The following is a 16,551-nucleotide window of genomic DNA, read 5'->3' on the forward strand; positions in this document are numbered from 1 at the left end:
CTTAGGCTCGCTCTCCTCTGATCGCAGGTGCTTCTTCACGGTGTTGCGAGCCAGGCCTGTACGCCTTGAGATCTCGCGGATGGACATCTGATCCCGCAATGCCCAACGTCTGATGACATTCAATGTCGCCACGTCTATCACTCCTAATTTCCCCCTGCTTTTAAAACAAGCAGAGTAGTGCCTACGTGGGTCAGTTTTGGATGGAAATTACTGCGCTAAGTGGATCAGATTTCGACGGAATTCAACAGCAGAAGCTACCTCTCAAAATAATATCGTTTATAAGGCTTTGAAACATGCCCGCATGGTCGGTGCTGGAATTGTTCAACCACTACCAGCAGACCCACTCGGAGATCAATCACCAGTTCTGTGCGCCGGAAAAACAGATGCGAACATTTCGGGTTTTGATCGTGATAAGCCCTCCAAATTTTCATTAGATGAGTTTGTAAAACACATCGATAAAGTTCAAGGGCGGAAACCTAACAAAACAGAATCAGCGTCTGCGACGGATCGTAAATCCCATGAATCCATTTTGGACAAATTGAATGTCTTGCGGACCGATCCTCGCATCAAATTTTTAATGCAAGAAGAGGCTGGAGATTCGCTGGATGGCGCTATTCTTCAGCTTACTGGTCAAACGGTAGCCGGCGCCACGGTCAAAATAATTGACGTCTCCGGAGCACCAAACGAAGTCGCAGGCACGCTGGCTGCAATGATCTGTCGCTTACTTTTTAACTATAAGGTGTGGCAAACACGTGCCGAACGTGATCGGGATCCAATTTTGCTGGTCTGCGAGGAAGCGCATCGATACGTTCCAGATCGTGGTGAAGCCCAGTATCGAGAAGCACAAGACGCGGTTCGACGAATTGCTAAAGAGGGGCGGAAGTACGGATTGGGACTAATGCTAGTCTCACAGAGGCCATCCGACGTGGAGAGCACTGTTCTTTCACAATGTAATTCTTGGATTGTTCTTCGCCTCAGCAACGGCGCCGACCAGGAGCATGTTGGGAGATTTCTTCCTGATGGCCTTGCGGGAATCACTCGGATGCTGTCCTCCCTTTCTCGACGCGAAGCTATATTTGTTGGCGAAGCAGCGGCCTTACCGGCCCGAATTCGAATAAGAAAATTGCCTCCGCACCAGCTGCCGGATTCAAATGACATCAGCTTTGTCCGCGGATGGGTGCAGCCAGCGCTTGATGCTGCTGCAGTCGCTGTAGTTACAACACGATGGCTAGAAAATGCTATTTAGTTTTCTGGATACCGCTTCGCAATCGAGTTAGATATTGCATCGAAAAGAATGCGAATGCCTACGAATTGTCGGTCTGCGATAGGATGCCGCCGCAGACATCCAACCAACAACGGGCCAACTGCATCTCTGCCAATTGCCCGCTTTGACATTTTCATGCCCCAGGCCGTCTCCCGCCTACGTACCACGCGCCTGGCTCGCGCCTCCAAACCTTTTCTCGCCCGCGGCGGCCCGCGCAACGCGCGTGCGCTGGTTGCCGCCTGATCCCAAGCCACTGCATGTGCGCCTTGCGCCCTACCGTACTCACGCATGCGGGTGTGTGTGCCTGCTCATGGCCGACACCGAGACGCTGAAACCCGGCAATTCGAGTAGCTATAAAACGCCAAATGGTAGATTCGGAAAAAGCCCAGTCCCAGGCCAAATAAAAACAAACCCATGAACAAAAAGACCAAGATCGCCCTCGCCGCAGCCGGAGGAACCCTGTTACTGGTAGTGGCCACCGCCATCGTCATTACCCTTGACTCTGACCGTAGCAAGAAAGACGCACCACCGCCTGCGACGGCTCTGGCCGCAGCCCCACTCGACACCAGCAAAATCCTGACGGGCATGCAGGACCTGCTAGCCAGCTACCGAAAAATCATCGTGCTGTTTGCCGATGAGAAAAAGCTGGGTGCGGGTGAGCGGGCCATGGCCAACCAGGTGGGGCAGGGGCTGTTTCATGACAACCCTGCGCGGGTGGCCGAGATTGAGGCGCAGCTGGCGGCGCTGGTGGCTTCTGGCAACCCGCAGCGCTTTGATGCGATTGCGGGCATTCTGGACTATGTGGAAAGCGACAAGGGCCTCTTTGACGCCGACCGGCTGGCTTTTCGGGAGCTGCTGCGCAGCCTGCAGGCCAGTGTGGCGGCAGACTCGTCACTACCGGCCATCAAGCTGCACAAGCGCATTGGTGAAGACCTGGACGCGTTGGTTGAAATTGAGCGCAACTACGAAAAAGAAATTCGCCTGGTCTTCGGCCGCTTTGAGCCGCGGGCGATTGAGCTGAAGCGTGAGCGCTGGGAAGATTACGTAGCTAGCCTGAAGAAGCGCTACACACGTGAGCAGATTCTGAAAGACTTTGGCGTGGTGATGCCTTACGCGTTGCCCAAGCCCACCACGCGCAAAAGCAAAGACGAAGAAGAGGGCGAGGTGTTTGGCTACAGCCTGCCGCCCAAGACCATCGTGCTGACGTTTGACGACGGCCCGCACGGCGTTTACACCAATGAGATTGCGGCCATCCTGAAGCAGTACGGCGCGCCGGGCATTTTCTTTCAGGTGGGCAGCAACCTGGGCACGGTGGCGGCTGACGGCAAAACCAAGCTGGGGCCGCGTGCAGACATCAGCCGCAAGCTGCTGGAAGCCGGCCATACGCTGGCCAACCACAGCATGACGCATGCGCAGCTTTCCAAGCTCAATGGCGCGGGCCTTAAATCAGAAATGCTGGGCACTGATGAATTGCTCAAAGCGGTGGATGCGCGGCGTTCGCCGCTTTTTCGCTTTCCGTATGGCGCGCGCAATGACGAAGGGTTGGACGTGCTGTCGGCCGCGCACCTGCGCTCTGTCATGTGGAACATTGACTCGCTCGACTGGGCCGACCCGGTGCCCAGCTCGATTGTGGAACGCGTGCTGAAGTCGGTAGAAAAAGAAGGCCGCGGCATTGTGCTGTTTCATGACATTCATGAGCGCACGGTGAAGGCGCTGCCGGCCATTCTGGAGCGCCTGGTGGCCGACGGCTACCAGTTTGCGAGCTGGGACGGCAGTGGCTTTACCGTGGCCAAGGGCGCTGGCGTGGCACCCGCCCCGCAGGCCACCAACCCGGGCTACAGCGACTCGTGGGCCATTGTGATTGGCATTGACGACTACGCCAGCTGGCCCAAGCTGCAGTACGCGGTGCGCGACGCGCGTGCCATTCGTGAAACACTGATCCAGCGCTTTGGCTTTGCCGCCGACCACGTGATTTCATTGGAAAACCGCGAGGCCACACGCACCGGCATACTGGCCGCCTTTCACGACAAGCTGGCGCACAGCGGCATGAAGAAAAATGACCGGCTGTTTGTCTTCTTTGCCGGGCACGGCGCCACACGGCAGCTGAGCTCGGGCCGCGATTTGGGGTACATCATTCCGGCAGATTCAGACCCGAACAAAATTGCGACCGACGCGGTGCCGATGACGGAGCTGCAGAACATTGCCGAAAGCCTGACGGCCAAGCATGTGCTGTTTGTGATGGACGCCTGCTACAGCGGGCTGGGCCTGACGCGCGGCGCGGGTTCTGGCAACTTTTTGCGCGACAACGCCAAGCGACTGGGCCGGCAGATGCTGACGGCCGGCGGCGCCGACCAGCTGGTGGCCGACGGCGGGCCGAACGGGCATTCGGTGTTTACCTGGACGCTGCTGCAAGCCATGGGCGGCAAGGCCGACCTGAACGGCGACGGGCTGATCACGGCCACCGAGCTGGCCGCCTATGTGGCGCCGGCCGTGGCGTCAGTGTCGCGGCAAACGCCGGCCTTTGGCAGCCTGCCGGGCTCGGAAGGCGGCGACTTTGTGTTTGCGCTGCCGGCAGAGGCCGAGTTTTTGAGCGCGCAGACAAGCCAGCTGTCTGGCGATGCGATTGCGCTGAACAGCAAGCTGGACGCCACACGCCCGCCCGCTGCGGCGCCCACAGCCGGCAGCGATGCGCCGGTGACGGCGCCGCCCACGGCAACCGTGGTGGTGAAAGACCTGCAGGGTGGTGAACAAAAGATCACCACGTCGCTGGCGGTGCCCAGCTCGGCTCGGCAACTGGCCCAGCGCGCCAATGACCGCGGCCTGCAGCTCTATAAAGAAAAGCTGTATGCCGAAGCCGAAGCCCAGTTCACCGAAGCGCTGAAGCTGCGCCCCGACTTTGCACTGGCCGCCAACAACCTGGGTTTTGTGTATTTCAAGCAAGACAAGTTCAAGGAAGCGGCACGCTGGTTTGAGAACACTGTAAAGATGGATCCGTCGCGTGCAGTTGCCTACCTGAACCTGGGCGACGCCCATGCACGGGCAGGCGATGGCGAAAAGGCGAAGAAGGCTTTTCGCAACTACCTGGAGCTGGCGCCCAACGGGCCGGGCGCCGCCCATGCAAAACAAGAGCTTGAGAAGGCCTGAAGCCGCTTGAAGCAGGCTGGAGTAGCCCGGCGCGATTTGGCGATACTCTGCCTATGACTTCCACTTCCCCAGCCGCTCACGCAGTTTCCCGGCTGCGCACCGCGCGGCTGGCGCGCGCCTCCAAACCATTTCTGGCCCGTGGCGGCCCGCGCAATGTGCGCTGCGCCGGTTGCCGCCTGATGCCCAGCCACTGCATGTGCGCCCTGCGCCCCAGCGTACCCACGCGTGCGGGTGTGTGCCTGGTCATGGCCGACATCGAGGCGCTGAAACCCAGCAACACGGGCTGGCTGATTGCCGATGTGGTGGCGGACACGTTTGCGTTTGAGTGGGCGCGCACCGAGGTTGACCCTGCGCTGCTGGCCCTGCTGGCGGATCCGCAGTGGCAGCCCTACCTGGTGTTTCCGGGCGAGTTTGTGGCGGCTGAGCGGGTGGTGCCAGATGTGTTGCCTGCCGACCCGACTGATGGCACAAAGGGCAAGCGCCCGCTGTTTGTGCTGCTCGACGCGACCTGGCCCGAGGCACGAAAAATGTTTCGCAAAAGCCCCTACCTCAACCATTTGCCGGTGCTGAGTTTGCAGAGCGAGCAGCTTTCTCGCTACAAGCTGCGCCGCTCGCAACGCGACACGCACTTTTGCACGTCTGAAGTGGCCGCCCTGTGCCTGGAGCTGGCCGGTGAAACGCATGCGGCGCAAACGCTGGAGGCTTACCTGGATGTGTTTACCAACCGGTACCTCAAGGCCAAGCAACAACAGCCTTTGGAGCTGGAAGATGCCGCGCACCAGCGGCTGCGCGAGCTACGCTCAGGGGCAACACCTTCGGTTTTTGAAGGTGTACCCTGATGTGCAGCCCCCTGGTTTTGGTGCATGCCTTGGCTATCGCCGGCATCGTGTTCGCTTTCATCGCAGGAGCGCTCCACGAGGGAAAGCTGGCATCCCATCTCCAGCAAAAGCATCCCGAGGTGTGGGCCGACCTTCGCCAGCGCAAGGTCATGTTTGCGGATGGTGACATGCAGAGCGCCGCCATGAATCAGTACCTGTGGCGTGGTGAGCATAAAAACCTCCAGGATGCGAAGCTCAATTCCATGGTTTTCACAGGCTGGCTGTGGGCTGCGCTTTTTCTCGGCAGCACTGTGGCCTTGATACTTGTTCAAGACCGGGTATCCACGGCCACCTACCGCGCTTGCCTTCCCTTTCTTTAAGCAAGCGCGGGACCATCCTGGCTGGCGGCCAAACGCGAAGCGGCGCAAGCAACATCCGCTAAATCGGCTATGTCGGCCCTATAGTCCACACTGTCAAACCAGCACTCAGCATTACCGGCACTATCCATGAACCAACCTGGCTACCTGCGCAAACGGCATTCCCCGTCGGACGAAAGCGAAGGCCTGCTATGGCGGCTGGTGGCTGCGCTGGTGGCCGTGCCGCTTTTTGAGGTTTCGCTGTTTCTTGGCATGTACCTGATTTATCCGTCGCGGGGTGTGGCGTATTTTTTCCTGTCGATTCCGCTGTGGATGCACGGTGTCTACGTCGGCACGGCCGTTCTCATCGGGCTGCTGTTTGGCTTCAAGGGCATCACCTGGCTGCTGGGCCATCTCTTCATGACGCACCATGAAAACGAACGCAACCGGCTGGTGACGGCGCTGCTGTGGGGCGGGCTGGCGGGGCTGGCGTTTGTGGCTTCGCGCTTTGTGCCTTAGTGGCATAGTCCGCGTGCTGACATCTGCTTGCATTGAGGCCGGCGCAACCATGCTGCCGCTGCAATACAGTCACTTCCTTCTTCACCTTCTGGATACTCATGCGCCTCAGCTCCCGGTCTTTTTTTGGCACCACGCTTGCCACCTTCGCCCTCACCTTGCTGCCGCTGGCCGGCGCGCAGGCTGTTACCCCGGCTGAACAGCCGTATGTCGGTGGCTACACCCAGGGCTCGGTCGATTCGCGTGCGCAGCTGATGCTGCTGGACGACAACACGTTTTGTTTTAGTTTCATGGGCGGCTCGCTCGACATGCTGGCCGGCGGGCGCTGGAAGGCTGAAGGCAACGGCGTGCGTCTGCAGGAAGTGCGACAGAACGGCTCCGTCTTCCCCGTCTTTGGCAGGGCGGTGCTGCCTGAGAAAGGGCCCGTGGAGTTTGACTTTCACGGCCATTCGCTGTCTCGCGCGGTGTCGGTCGCGTTTGCCACGGGCAGCGACGAGGCCTTGCCCACCAGCTTGCGCCGGCTCTTCAAGGACGGCCACAACGGCTGGTCATCCAGCTACAAGCTGCCGCCCCTGCCGGCGGCGCAGGTGCGCTACTTTTATATAGCCGACGCGGAAGTGGATGCCAACGGCCAGCCCAAACAGCTGCGCGTGGTGCAGTACCGGCGTGGCGATGCGAACACGCTGCGTGTGGGCTACAACCCGGCGTTTGGCAACCCGCCGCTGAACCAGCTTGCCACGCTGAAAGATGGTGAAGTGCTGCATGTCGACGGCAGCCGCTTTGGCCCGCGCAAGGAGCTGCCGGAAAAAGCCCTGGAAAGAATACGCTCGGCCTGCATACGGCCCGCGCTGGCTGAGCCCAAGCGCCCCAGCGAAGAAGAAGCCGCTGAGATAGCGGCCGGACGCGCGACGTCCGTGAAACAGCCGCCGCTGGTGCCGGTGAAAACCTTCTACCTGCCGCTAACGGCGATTCAGGGCGCGGCGTACTTTTCTGAAGACAAGTAGGCCAGACAGTTTGCTGGGTCGTCGCACGGGACACTACTAAATTAATAGCTGCTCGCGCTCGTTCTTATTGGGCTGCAGGCATATTTGATGCCTGAAAATGCTCTACAGGAGTGTTTTTCCAGCACCCAGGATCCGTCGCGCAACGAAGCCCTGTTATTGATACCGGCGCAGCCAGGGCACCCGCTGTAATACATTCATTGGGTTCAACACCCACCGGACTCACTGCCCATGCGCTCCATCTCCCAGCCTCTTGGCACCACGCTTGCCGCCTTCGCCCTCACCTTGCTGCCGATGGCCGGCGCGCATGCGGTAACTGCGGCTGAAAAGCCGTATGTGGGTGGCTACACACAGGGCTCCGTTGATTCGCGTGCGCAGCTGATGCTGCTGGACGACAACACCTTTTGCTTTACCTTCATGGGCGGCTCGCTCGACATGCTGGCCGGTGGGCGCTGGAAGGCCGAAGGCAACGGTGTGCGCCTGCAGGAGGTTCGGCAGAACGGCGCGATCTTCCCCGCTTATGGCAAGCAGGTGCCTGAGCAGAAAGAGACGGTGGCGTTTGACTTTCACGGCTATTCGCTTTCGAACGCAACGTCTGCCGTGTTTGCCACTTCCAGCAACGACGCGCTGCCCACCACACTGCGCCCGCTGTTCAAGGAAGACCAGAGCAACTGGTCTGACAGCTACAAGCTGCCGCCTCTGCCGGTGGCGCAGGTGCGCTACTTTTATATAGGCGACGTGGAGGTGGACGCCAACCGCCAGCCCAAACGGCTGCGCGTGGTGCAGTACCGGCGCGGCGACGCGAACACGCTGGCCGTGGGCTACGACCAGTCGTTTGGCAACCCGCCGCTGAACCTGTCTGCCACGCTGAAAGGCAGCGTGCTGCATGTAGACGGCAGCCGCTTTGGCACACGCGACGAGCTGCCGGGCGAAATCCTCGAAGGCATACGCGCGGCCTGCATACGGCCGGCGCTGGTGCCGGGCGCCAAACGCCCGGCGGAAGAGGGCAGCGAAGAAGAAGCCCAGGACAAAGCCGCCGCAGCCTTGGGCAAGGTGGTGGTGCGCAATGCGCCGCTGGTGCCGGTAAAGACTTTCTACCTGCCGCTGACGGCGATGCAGGGCGCGCCGTACTTTCCCGGCACGGAGAAGTAACTCAAAGCAGGCCACGGCTGGTTACCGTGGGCGGCCGCGATTTGCTCCTAAATTAATAGCTGCTCGCGCGCAGCCTTATTGGGCTGCAGCCACTTAAAATTGCGATTGCGCATTGAGGCCGGCGGACCCGCAGCCCGCGCACCACCTTTCCCGGCATCACCTCCTCATCGCTTGCGCCCGCGCAACGCGCCGGGCTTGCCAGTCCATGCGCCCAGGAAAAACATCGAAAAAAGCGGCAGCGCGGCCGTGGCGGAAGGGTCGCGCTTGAGCGGGTGCGGGTTTGTTTCGGTGCGGGCAAGGGCTGCGGGCTTGGCGGCCGGGGAAGGTGCGGCGTAAGGGCGGGCTTGGCGTTTTGTCATCCTGAGAGGTCCGGTTTCAAAAAGGGAAAAGGGAAGGAAAAGGCGGTGATGGTCGGCGCTGGCTGTCGCCGGGATGTCGCGACGCGTGCTTCCACGCGGCATCCCGGCCGCGACATCTCCGCGACAGCGGGGCGGCACAGTGCGTCCAGCCTGGCGGTCCGCCGGCGGCCTTTTTCCAAAAACCGTCCCAGAGGAAATCTCCCTATGAAGCGCAAATCTGTTGTTGTTCCCGCCGGTGTGGTGTTGCTGTCGGCGCTCACGGGCGTTACGGGCATTACGGGCGCCTATGCGCAGCCGAAGCCCGAGCCCGGGGCTTCACCCTGGGGCCTGGGTGTGGGCATGGCGGCCCGAACCGACATTTACGCGGGCGAAAGCGCCAAGCTGCGCGCAGTGCCGCTGATCAGCTACCAGGGCGAGAAGTTCTTCTGGCGCGGCATCAGCGGGGGTTACCACTTGCTCAGCCGCGACGGTTTCACATTCGATGCCACGCTGGGTGCCCGGCTGGGCGGCATCAAGAAAGATGATTTCGGCGTAGCCGAGCTTGCGGCCCGGGGCATCAACCGCAACCTGCTGGAAGACCGCGACGGCGGCCTGGACCTGGGGATTGCCGGGTCCTTCAAGGGCGGGATGGGCGTGGTGGAGCTAGCGCTGAAGGCCGACGTGTCGGGCGCGAGCAAGGGTTACGAGGCCTCGGCCAAATACGGCTATCCGCTGCAGTGGGGATCGACCACGATCACGCCCAACATCGCGGTCAGCCATTACTCGGCCAAGCTGGCCAACTATTACTACGGAACACTGGACGCGGAAGTCGCCCGGGGTGTGGTGAACTACAAGCCGGGAAGTGCGGTGATTCCGCGTGTCGGTATTGAGGTGATGCGGCCCTTCGCCGACAAGTGGATTCTGGCGGGCAGCCTGTCTTACAGCGCGCTGCCAGGCAAGATCCGCAACAGCCCGTTGGTGGACAGGGACGCTAATGGGGTAACTTCTGTTTTTGTCGGGGTTTCGAGGAAATTCTGACGCCCGCCGCGCCACCACGCGAAAGAACCGAGATGGACATGATTGAAGGCCCCTTGAGCATCCTGATCGTCGAGGACAACGCGCCCATGGCGGCGAATATCTACGACTACCTGGAAGCCTGCGGCCACAAGCCCGACGCTGCGCCCGACGGCAAATCGGGGCTGGGCATGGTGCAGGCGAATCACTACGACGCGATCGTGCTGGACTGGATGATGCCGCGCATGGACGGCCTGACCATGCTCACGCAGCTTCGGGGCGAACTCAAGTCCAGGACGCCGGTGATCATGCTGACGGCCAAGGACCAGTTGGACAGCAAGCTGCAGGGCTTTGAGGCTGGGGCCGACGACTACCTCGTCAAACCCATCGCGCTGCCGGAACTCGAAATGCGACTGCGCGTACTGGTGACACGCAGCCACGCGGCGCAGGCCCCGGGGCAGGTGCTGGAAGTCGGCGACCTGCGCTTCAACCTGCAGTCGCTGGTCGTGACCCGGGGAGACCGCGAGCTGTCGCTGTCGCCGATCAAGCGGCAGATACTGGAGGTCTTGATGCGCCGCTCGCCGCACATCGTGAGCCGCGAGCACCTCGAAGCGCAGATCTGGGGCGAGCGGACGCTGGACAAGGACATCCTGCGATCGCACATGCACCTGCTGCGCAAAGAGGTTGATGGCGAAGGCGCCCCGAAAATCCTGCACACCGTGCTCGGGCAGGGCTACAGCATACGGGTGCAGGATGGCGAATAAACCACGCATGTTCGACCTGCACTGGCGGATCAGCGCCCTGTTCGTCGCTTTCGGGGTGTTGCTGGCCTTGGGCGTCAGCGTCTCGGTGGGCTTCGGCCAGGTGATGATCACGCACCCGGTGTGGGAGCAGATACTGCGCTCGACCACCCAGCATTACATTGCCGGCAGCACGGGCAACACGCCCGTACCCTTGCCGACACAGGGCGCCTACAAGGGATGGCACCTCAAGAGCGGCACGGCCTTGCCCGCCGACATGCCGCCCTACCTGGCCACGCTGCCCGCCGGGTTCTACAGCGAACAGGACCTGGACCGGTTTGACGAGCACGACTACGCGGCCCTGGTCACGCCGGTCGCGGACGGCCGCGTGGTCACCGTCATCGACATGACCGACATCGAGACCCTGCAGAACAAGGTCGGCATCGGGGGCTTGATCTTTGTGCTGGTCAACCTGGCGCTGGTGGGCGCCACGCTGCTCTGGCTACACGGCAGCCTGCGCAAGCCGGCCAGGGCCCTGGCGCAGCGCATGGAAGCCCTGGACCCGGAGCAGCCCTCGCAGCGGCTGTCGGTTGATTACCCGCAGGCGGAGCTGCACGACATCGCGGTGCAGGTCAACCGCCACCTTGAAAGGGTGGAGCGCTTCATCGAGCGGGAACGCAGCCTGCTGGACCAGGCCAGCCATGAGTTCCGCACCCCGGTCGCCGTGATCAGCGGCGCGGTGGACGTGCTGGCCAGGCAAGCGCTGCCCGCGCAGGCAAAAGGCCCGCTGGACCGGATCCGCGGCACGGTCGACAACCTGACCGAAACCATGAGCGCCCTGCTTTACCTGTCACGCGAGCCGGACGGCAACGCAAGGGTGGAAACCACTCGGGTCGACCTGATGCTGCAGGAGCTGATGCAGGACCATGAGCACCTGCTGGCCTTCAAGCCCGCGCGCTTTGTGCTGGTCGAGTGCGTGAGCCTTTCGGTCAATGCGCCGGAAGCAATGGTCAGGATCGTCATTGCCAACCTCCTGAGGAATGCGGCCGAGAACACGCAGAAGGGGGACGTCACGGTCAGCCTCACACCGCAAAGGCTGCGGGTGAGCGACTCCGGCGAAGGCTTCGACCCGGTGGAGGCCGCGCGCAGCTACAGCGCGGCCTTGCAGACGTCGATGAAGCCCGGCGGCGGCCGGGGGCTGGGGCTGTTTTTGACGAAGCGGATCTGCGAGCGCTTCAAATGGTCGCTGGCCATTTCATCGGCGGTGAGCAAAGGTTCGGTGGTGGACATTCGCTTCTAGTTTCCAGCTTCTGGTTTCAGGCATTCACCGTGCCCGGAAAAGACACGGGGTAACGCAGGGCGGCAGCAACGTCGGGCGGGAAGGCCTTGTCGAGCTGGGCCAGCTCGGCCGGGCTCGGTGTGACGAGGCGAGCAGGACGGTCGCACATTGCTACTGAATTAATAGCTGCTTGCGCACGTTCTTATTGGGTTGCAGCCATTTTTGATGCCACAAAATGACCTGAAAAGACTTCCATCAGGCCACGCGACCCTTACTCACCCGGAAAATCAAACTGCGGCGCGGTGCTGCTGAGCACCGCGGTGACGGGCGCCGCCGGCCAGACGGCGGCCAGCTCAGCGGCGAGTGTGCTGATGAGGCGGCGCACGTCGTCTGCCGCCGTGGCGTGCAAGGCCTCGGCCACGATGAGCACGCTGCGCGTTCCGGCACTGACGGCCGAGAGGCCGCTTTGCCGGTGCGTCCAGCGGCGGGCGTGAGCTGCGGGCGGCTGTGCTGCGTCGGCAAAGATGACTTCATGCGGCTCGGGAATTTCTGTTTCGCCGCTGAAGGCCTGGTAGCTTTCGGTGCCGGTGGCGTAGCGCACCTCCAGCTGCTGCACCACCGGCGCTACATCAAACACGGCGATGGGAATGGCGAACGCGATTGACACGGCGTTGCACAGGTCAACCAGCGGGTGCAGCTGCGGCAGTGCGCCCTCCTTGCGAAAGCGGCGCAACAGTGATTCAGACGCGCAGCGGTACTGCGTGGGCTTGAAGCCCATTTTTGAAAAGGTACGGCGCCAGGCCTGCACTTCGGGCAGTTCGCCTTCGGCGCAGTTGGCAAGGCGGGCGGCAGCGATGGCATTGAAGCGGGCGACTTGGGCGGAGACGTCTGCATCGGCTGTGATGCCGCTGGCGGCCAGCACACCAGGCACCAGCTCGGGGTAATCGGCCCAGATGGCCGGGGAATGGCGAAAGAACATGCGCGGCTGCCTTCTTTAGATGGGTGAAAACAGCGGCCAGCATGCCACTGCGCGCGCACGCCGTCTTGAACGTTATTGCAGCGGGGTTTTATTCATGGCCTGCTGCCAGGCGCCGGGCGTGAAGCCGAACTGGCGCGCAAACAATCGCGTCATGTGGCTCTGGTCGGCAAAGCCGCAGGCCGCAGCCGCTTGCGCCAGCCCGGCGCCGCCGCGGATCAGGCCGCGCGCACGCTCGGCACGCTGCTGCAGCAACCAGGCGTGGGGCGTAAGGCCAAAAGCCTTTTCAAAACGGCGCAGCAGCTGAAACTTGCTGAGGCCTGCGGTGCGCGCCAGCTCCGTCAAGGTAGGCGGGGCCAGCAAGTCAGCGGCCAGGTGGTCGCGGGCGCGGTGCAGCTCAGGTGAAGAGGGTGAAGTGGACAATGAGACTTGCGAGTGCGTGACAGGTGAAACAACATGGCGGTGCAGCAGAAGGGCACAGGCGCGAACCAGCGACTCCTCACACGCGAGGGCATCTGCGCCGCTGCGCTCCACACCAGCGTCCCACTGCTGCAGGCGGCCGAGCAGGTGTTGCAACGCTGTGCGCAGGCGCGCGTCCTGCGCGACGGGGCGCGTGAGTTCGATCTCAGTGGCCGGCGAGGCATCTGGCGCATCGGCCACCAGGGACGCGATGACCGCCGGCTCAAAGTACAGCATGCGCCAGCGACGCGAAGTGCCGCCCAGCGGCCGGCCGTCATGCACCTCACCGGGGTTGCACATGATGACGTCACCGGCATAGGCATCGACCGGGCCGCGCCCGCTGGCCGAGCTTTGCGCACCATGCTCCATCAACCCTACGCCATAGACGGAGTGCCAGTGGCGACCGAAGTGGCGCGCGCTTTGCATCTCTGTTGTGTAAATGCCTGCCCACGGCGAGCCGAAAACGCGGCCCTGGTGGGCGGGTGATGCAGATGTGGAGGGCATGGGCGTCATGATGCCTCGGGAATGCGCGGCGGGCCAGCCCTCCTGGAGCCCCTTCAAGACAGCACCGGCGTCAGGGCTCTGCGGCTTTTGAAGTGGCAGTATTCAGATGACAGGCCGATATCTGCGATGCCCCGACCTCGATCAGGGCCGGCCGGACTTCCCGGCAAATGGGCATGACATGCGGGCACCGGGGGTGAAACGCGCAGCCACTGGGCACGTTCATCGGGCTCGGCATCTCGCCCGCGATCGGCCGGTACGTGAGCGGTTTCGCGTCCATGCGCGGTGCGTCGGCAATGAGTGCCTTCGTGTAGGGATGGTTGGGTTGACTGAAGAGCGTCTCTGTTTTGGCCAGCTCCACAATGCGGCCAAGGTACATGATCGCGACCCGGTCGGCAAGATATTCCACCACGGCCAGGTTGTGGCTGATGAACAGGTAGGCAAGGTTCTGCTCCCGCCTGAGCTTCTGGAAAAGATTGAGAACCTGCGCCTGGATGGACACATCAAGCGCGGAAACGGCCTCATCGCAGACGACAAGCGACGGCTTCAGTGCCAGCGCCCTTGCGATGGCGATTCGCTGCCGCTGCCCACCCGAGAACTGGTGCGGATAGCGTTCGCCGTAACTGGCGTCAAGACCCACCTGTCCCAGGAGGCCTCTCACGAACGGGGCCTTGTCCTTTGCGGAAATCAGCCCGTGATAGATCGCCGCCTCACTGAGGAGTTGGTCAACACGCAGCCGCGGATTGAGCGAGCCATAGGGGTTTTGAAAGACCATCTGGACGTTTCGATGGACATCCGAAAGATAGGGCTTGCCCGGCACCTGATGAACCACAACGTCACCGCTGGACGGTTCCAGAATGCCCGCGACGATTCGTCCGAAGGTTGATTTTCCGCAGCCCGACTCACCCACCAGGCCGACCACCTCCCCTGCCTCGATCTGCAGGCTGACGTCACTCACCGCGGACACCTGTTTGGGTGTCTTGCGGGCCAGCTTCAATTTGTGCGCCAGTTGCCCGCTCCAGGTTTGCGCGGCACCAAACCGTTTCGAGACATTGGCCGCTTCAAGTATCGTGGTCATGAGTTGTGGGTGGTATAGGGATGAAAGCAAAGAAACTCCCGGTCATCTGTCCGGGTCAGGCCGGGCATCTTTGTGCACGCTTGCGTTGCCCGGCTGCAGCGGGGTGCGAACGCGCAACCGGACGGCAGGTTGAGCAATGGCGGCGTACTTCCGGGGATGGGCTTGAGCAGGGAGCCGCGATCCTGTGACTTGGGCAATGAGTCGATCAAGCCGCGCGTATAAGGATGTCTCGGCGACCTGATCACATCAGCGACCGCGCCTTTCTCAACAATGCGGCCGGCATACATCACACACACGTAGTCGGCGAGGTCTTTCACCACACTCAGATCGTGCGTTATCCACACCAGTCCCGTTCCGCGCTCTTTTGTCAGCTTGCGGATCTGGTAGAGGATTTGCGCCTGGATCGTGACGTCGAGGGCGGTCGTCGGCTCGTCGGCGATGATCACCGCCGGCTCATTGACGATGGCGTTCGCGATGGCGATTCGCTGGCGCATGCCACCCGACAGTTCATGCGGATACGCCCGCATCCTCTCTGCCGGCGCCGGTATTCCCACCGCGGCCAACGCGGCGCATGCCCGCTCCGTGGCATCTGACCGTGATACTTTGGCGTGAATCCGGATGGTTTCCGTCAACTGGTCTCCCACCCGAATGACAGGGTTGAGCGACATCATGGGATCCTGGAAAACCATCGCCATCTCTTTACCCCGAATCCTGTTCCATTCGCGGGCGGAGACGGAACGCAGGTTATTTCCCCGAAGGAGAATTTCACCGGCAACGATCCGGCCGGGAGGGTCCACCAGATTCATCAGGGACATTGCCGTCACGGACTTCCCCGATCCCGATTCGCCCACCAGGGCAACTATTTGCCCTTGTTCGACCGAGAAGGAAACGTCGTTCACCGCCCTGGCGACGCCGGCCTTGGTCTCGAAATGGGTCGTGAGCCCACTGACCTTTAACGCGCTTGTGCTCATACCTGATCCAGCTTGGGGTTGAAAACAACACGCAGACGATCACCGATCAGGTTGATCGACCCCACCAGGAGCACCAATGCCAAACCCGGGTAGACCGAGATCCAGTATTTGTTCGTGAGCATGTACTCGAAGCCATTGGCAATCAGCAACCCCAGCGAAGGTTCTGTCTGAGGGAGCCCTATGCCCAGGAAACTCATCGTTGCCTCCAGGCTGATGGCGTGCGCCGTCTGGAGGGTGCCGGTGACGATCAGCGTTCCCATGCAGTTCGGCAGCACGTGCCTGAACATGATCCGCCTGGGGGGCAAGCCTTGCCCCATCGCCGCCTCCACATACTCTTTTTGTTGCTCCACCAGCGCGGCCCCGCGCACGTTGCGGGCGTAGTAAGCCCATTGAACAATGATCAGGGCCAGCAGGGTCTTGTCGACGCCCTGGCCCAGCGATGCCAAAAGTACCAAGGCGATCAAGATGGCCGGCAAGCTCAGTTGCAAGTCAACGATTCGCATGAAGAACGAATCAACACGCCCGCCAAAGTAGGCGGCCGTCAGGCCCACTGTTGTTCCGATGCAAAGCGCGGCCAATGCACTCAGAAGGCCGACCGCCATGCTGATGCGAAGCCCGTAGAAGATTGCGCTGATCAGGTCCCGTCCGGCGCCATCGGTGCCGAGGACATGCAGCATCCCGCTCGCTTCGCTGCGCGCACCTGGAATGAGTTCCGCGTCCACGATCGATACGGCGGCGAGGTCATACGGGTTCTGCGGTGAGAAAAGCGGTGCGCCCAGTGCCACGATGAGCAGCAGCCCAAAGACGACAAGCGCCACCAATGCAATTTTGCTGAGCAGGAATTGCCGCCGGATCCGGCTCCACGGGGTTTTTGCCGGCTGCGCCGCCGGCGGGTCCGCCAGCTTTTCTTCCGGATTCAACGATTCGGTCTGGATCATGGGGTC

General features: G+C 61.8%; 18 protein-coding genes and 1 pseudogene. 11 read left to right on the top strand and 8 right to left on the bottom strand.

Annotated features, from left to right (window positions below; translation table 11 throughout):
- Positions 1-141: winged helix-turn-helix transcriptional regulator (locus AC1DYQ_RS19135; RefSeq protein WP_477685834.1), on the bottom strand; the 141-nt coding region annotated here is incomplete at its 3' end.
- Positions 142-196: 55 nt separating this feature from the next.
- Here AC1DYQ_RS19135 and AC1DYQ_RS19140 point away from each other — a divergent pair.
- The 8 genes and pseudogenes from AC1DYQ_RS19140 to AC1DYQ_RS19175 all read left to right on the top strand — a co-directional run bounded on the left by AC1DYQ_RS19140 (position 197) and on the right by AC1DYQ_RS19175 (position 8,251).
- Complete coding sequence (locus tag AC1DYQ_RS19140; RefSeq protein ID WP_477688116.1) at positions 197-1,246, top strand: ATP-binding protein; 1,050 nt, start codon at positions 197-199, stop codon at positions 1,244-1,246.
- Positions 1,247-1,399: 153 nt separating this feature from the next.
- Positions 1,400-1,610: pseudogene (locus AC1DYQ_RS19145) on the top strand (tRNA-uridine aminocarboxypropyltransferase); the annotation flags it as partial.
- A 68-nt stretch (positions 1,611-1,678) separates the two neighbouring features.
- The gene (locus AC1DYQ_RS19150; protein WP_477688117.1) at positions 1,679-4,408 is read left to right on the top strand and encodes a polysaccharide deacetylase family protein; all 2,730 of its coding nucleotides are present in this window, start codon (positions 1,679-1,681) and stop codon (positions 4,406-4,408) included.
- A 53-nt stretch (positions 4,409-4,461) separates the two neighbouring features.
- Positions 4,462-5,247, top strand: a complete 786-nt coding sequence (locus tag AC1DYQ_RS19155) for a tRNA-uridine aminocarboxypropyltransferase (RefSeq protein ID WP_477688118.1) — start codon at positions 4,462-4,464, stop codon at positions 5,245-5,247.
- The gene (locus AC1DYQ_RS19160; protein WP_477688119.1) at positions 5,247-5,606 is read left to right on the top strand and encodes a hypothetical protein; all 360 of its coding nucleotides are present in this window, start codon (positions 5,247-5,249) and stop codon (positions 5,604-5,606) included. Before AC1DYQ_RS19155 ends, AC1DYQ_RS19160 begins: the two co-directional genes overlap by 1 nt.
- A 126-nt stretch (positions 5,607-5,732) precedes the next feature.
- Complete coding sequence (locus AC1DYQ_RS19165) at positions 5,733-6,101, top strand: hypothetical protein (RefSeq protein WP_477688120.1); 369 nt, start codon at positions 5,733-5,735, stop codon at positions 6,099-6,101.
- A 98-nt stretch (positions 6,102-6,199) separates the two neighbouring features.
- Positions 6,200-7,102 carry a hypothetical protein gene (locus tag AC1DYQ_RS19170; protein WP_477688121.1) on the top strand — a complete coding sequence of 301 codons (903 nt, stop codon included), beginning with the start codon at positions 6,200-6,202 and terminating at the stop codon, positions 7,100-7,102.
- A 228-nt stretch (positions 7,103-7,330) separates the two neighbouring features.
- On the top strand, positions 7,331-8,251 hold the full coding sequence (locus AC1DYQ_RS19175; RefSeq protein WP_477688122.1) for a hypothetical protein: 921 nt from the start codon (positions 7,331-7,333) through the stop codon (positions 8,249-8,251).
- Between the two features lie 164 nt (positions 8,252-8,415).
- On the opposite strand, the gene AC1DYQ_RS19180 is transcribed toward AC1DYQ_RS19175, so the two are convergent.
- Positions 8,416-8,610 (bottom strand): hypothetical protein, encoded by a 195-nt coding sequence (locus AC1DYQ_RS19180; protein ID WP_477688123.1) that lies wholly within the window; start codon positions 8,608-8,610, stop codon positions 8,416-8,418.
- Between the two features lie 204 nt (positions 8,611-8,814).
- On the opposite strand from AC1DYQ_RS19180, the gene AC1DYQ_RS19185 reads away from it, so the two are divergent.
- The 3 genes from AC1DYQ_RS19185 to AC1DYQ_RS19195 are packed head-to-tail and all read left to right on the top strand — an operon-like array spanning position 8,815 to position 11,643.
- Positions 8,815-9,627, top strand: a complete 813-nt coding sequence (locus AC1DYQ_RS19185; RefSeq protein WP_477688124.1) for a MipA/OmpV family protein — start codon at positions 8,815-8,817, stop codon at positions 9,625-9,627.
- A gap of 32 nt (positions 9,628-9,659) precedes the next feature.
- Entirely contained in the window at positions 9,660-10,367 is a 708-nt protein-coding gene (locus tag AC1DYQ_RS19190) for a response regulator transcription factor (protein WP_477688125.1), read from the top strand.
- A complete protein-coding gene (locus AC1DYQ_RS19195) occupies positions 10,357-11,643 on the top strand; it encodes a sensor histidine kinase (protein ID WP_477688126.1) in 1,287 nt (428 codons plus the stop codon). Before AC1DYQ_RS19190 ends, AC1DYQ_RS19195 begins: the two co-directional genes overlap by 11 nt.
- Before the next feature lie 16 nt (positions 11,644-11,659).
- On the opposite strand, the gene AC1DYQ_RS19200 is transcribed toward AC1DYQ_RS19195, so the two are convergent.
- The 6 genes from AC1DYQ_RS19200 to AC1DYQ_RS19225 form a co-directional block, all read right to left on the bottom strand.
- Entirely contained in the window at positions 11,660-11,791 is a 132-nt protein-coding gene (locus AC1DYQ_RS19200; RefSeq protein ID WP_477688127.1) for a hypothetical protein, read from the bottom strand.
- 102 nt (positions 11,792-11,893) lie between these two features.
- Entirely contained in the window at positions 11,894-12,601 is a 708-nt protein-coding gene (locus tag AC1DYQ_RS19205; RefSeq protein WP_477688128.1) for a B3/B4 domain-containing protein, read from the bottom strand.
- Between the two features lie 72 nt (positions 12,602-12,673).
- A complete protein-coding gene (locus AC1DYQ_RS19210) occupies positions 12,674-13,561 on the bottom strand; it encodes an AraC family ligand binding domain-containing protein (protein WP_477688129.1) in 888 nt (295 codons plus the stop codon).
- Between the two features lie 70 nt (positions 13,562-13,631).
- Entirely contained in the window at positions 13,632-14,636 is a 1,005-nt protein-coding gene (locus tag AC1DYQ_RS19215; RefSeq protein ID WP_477688130.1) for an ABC transporter ATP-binding protein, read from the bottom strand.
- On the bottom strand, positions 14,633-15,607 hold the full coding sequence (locus AC1DYQ_RS19220) for an ABC transporter ATP-binding protein (protein WP_477688131.1): 975 nt from the start codon (positions 15,605-15,607) through the stop codon (positions 14,633-14,635). The genes AC1DYQ_RS19215 and AC1DYQ_RS19220 overlap by 4 nt, the downstream gene beginning before the upstream one ends.
- Complete coding sequence (locus AC1DYQ_RS19225; RefSeq protein ID WP_477688132.1) at positions 15,604-16,545, bottom strand: ABC transporter permease; 942 nt, start codon at positions 16,543-16,545, stop codon at positions 15,604-15,606. The genes AC1DYQ_RS19220 and AC1DYQ_RS19225 overlap by 4 nt, the downstream gene beginning before the upstream one ends.
- Positions 16,546-16,551 lie beyond the last annotated feature (6 nt).

This window comes from Polaromonas sp. P1_F4, assembly GCF_056405675.1.